Source organism: Pseudomonas sp. M47T1 (assembly GCF_000263855.1).
GTDB lineage: Bacteria > Pseudomonadota > Gammaproteobacteria > Pseudomonadales > Pseudomonadaceae > Aquipseudomonas.
This window is the reverse complement of record NZ_AJWX01000057.1, coordinates 1-2059: the sequence shown is the minus strand read 5'-3', so window position 1 is coordinate 2059 and position 2059 is coordinate 1. Positions and strand designations below refer to the sequence as shown.

1 protein-coding gene is annotated in these 2059 nt (G+C 62.8%); it reads left to right on the top strand.

The window, feature by feature from the left end:
* Positions 1 to 2034, top strand: a 2034-nt coding sequence (locus PMM47T1_RS28415; protein ID WP_008375847.1) for an efflux RND transporter permease subunit, incomplete at its 5' end; no start/stop codon positions are given.
* Positions 2035 to 2059 lie beyond the last annotated feature (25 nt).

Genomic DNA, 2059 nt, shown 5'->3' with positions numbered 1-2059 from the left:
TCGTTGTGGAGCCCCAGCGTGCGCTGGACCGAGGTGACCGAGGAGGGCTTTGCCGGTGGCGAGGTGATTCCGCAGAGCTACAACGGCTCGGCCGACAGCCTGGAACTGCTGCGCAGCAACATCCTCAAGTCCGGCCAGGTAGGGCGGCTGGTGGCCAACGACTTCAAGTCGAGCATTGTCGAGATTCCGTTGCTGGAGTCCTACCCCGACCCGGCGGACCAGGGCAAGTTGCTCAACCTGGACTACCAGAGGTTTTCCCACAGCCTGGAAGAGAAAATCCGCGACAAGTTCCAGGCCCAGAACCCCAACGTCAAGGTGCACATTGTCGGCTTCGCGAAGAAGGTCGGTGACCTGATCGACGGCCTGGTGATGGTGGTGATGTTCTTCGGCGTGGCCTTCGTCATCACGTTGGTGCTGCTGTATTTCTTCACCTGGTGCATCCGCAGCACCATCGCCGTGCTCAGCACCACGCTGGTGGCGGTTACCTGGCAACTGGGGTTGATGCACGCCTTCGGCTTTGGCCTGGACCCGTATTCGATGCTGGTGCCGTTCCTGATCTTCGCCATCGGCATTTCCCACGGTGTGCAGAAAATCAACGGCATCGCCTTGCAGTCCAGTGACGCCGACAACGCCCTGACGGCGGCGCGGCGTACGTTTAGGCAGCTGTTCCTGCCGGGCACGATCGCCATCCTCGCCGACGCAGTGGGCTTTATCACCCTGTTGATCATCGACATCGGCGTGATCCGCGAGCTGGCCATTGGCGCCTCGATCGGCGTGGCGGTGATCGTCTTCACCAACCTGATCCTGCTGCCGGTGGCGATTTCCTACGTGGGCATCAGCAAGCGCGCCATCGACCGCAGCAAGAAAGACGCGGTGCGCGAGCATCCGTTCTGGCGTGCGCTGTCGAACTTTGCCAACCCCAAGGTGGCCCGCGTGTCCGTGGTGCTGGCGCTGATCGCCCTGTGCGGCGGCCTGTGGTACGGCCACAACCTGAAAATCGGCGACCTCGACCAGGGCGCCCCGGAACTGCGTCCCGACTCGCGCTACAACCAGGACAACCAGTTCATCATCGACCACTACGCCACCAGCTCCGACGTGCTGGTGGTGATGGTCAAGACCGCCGCCGAGGGCTGCTCGCGCTACGAAACCATGCAACCCATGGACGACCTGATGTGGCAGTTGGACAACACCGCCGGCGTGCAGTCGACCATTTCCCTGGTCACCGTGAGCAAGCAGGTCATCAAGGGCATGAACGAGGGCAACCTGAAGTGGGAAAGCCTGTCGCGCAACCCCGAAGTACTGAACAGTTCGGTGGCCCGCGCCGACGGCCTGTACAACGGCGACTGCTCGCTGGCGCCGCTGCTGGTGTTCCTCAACGACCACAAGGCCGAGACCCTGGACCGCGCCGTGGCGGTGATCAAACAGTTCGCCGCCAGCCATGACAACGATGGCCTGCAGTTCCAGCTGGCGGCGGGTAACGCTGGCATCGAGGCGGCCACCAACGAGGTGATCAAGCAGGCCGAACTGACCATCTTGATCCTGGTGTACCTCTGCGTGGCGGTGATGTGCCTGATCACCTTCCGCTCGTTCGCGGCCATGCTGTGCATCGTGCTGCCGCTGGTGCTGACGTCGGTGCTGGGCAACGCGCTGATGGCCTTCATGGGCATTGGCGTGAAGGTGGCGACCTTGCCGGTGGTGGCGCTGGGCGTGGGCATCGGCGTGGACTACGGCATCTACATCTACAGCCGCCTGGAAAGCTTCCTGCGCGCCGGCCTGCCGTTGCAGGAGGCCTACTACCAGACGCTGAAATCCACCGGCAAGGCGGTGCTGTTCACTGGTTTGTGCCTGGCAATCGGCGTGTGCACCTGGATCTTCTCGGCCATCAAGTTCCAGGCCGACATGGGCCTGATGCTGACGTTCATGCTGCTGTGGAACATGTTCGGCGCGCTGTGGCTGTTGCCGGCGCTGGCACGGTTCCTGATCAAGCCGGAGAAAATGGCGGGCAAGCAGGGCGGGTCGATATTCGCCCATTGATCGGGGTGCGGCGTTCGCGGACACC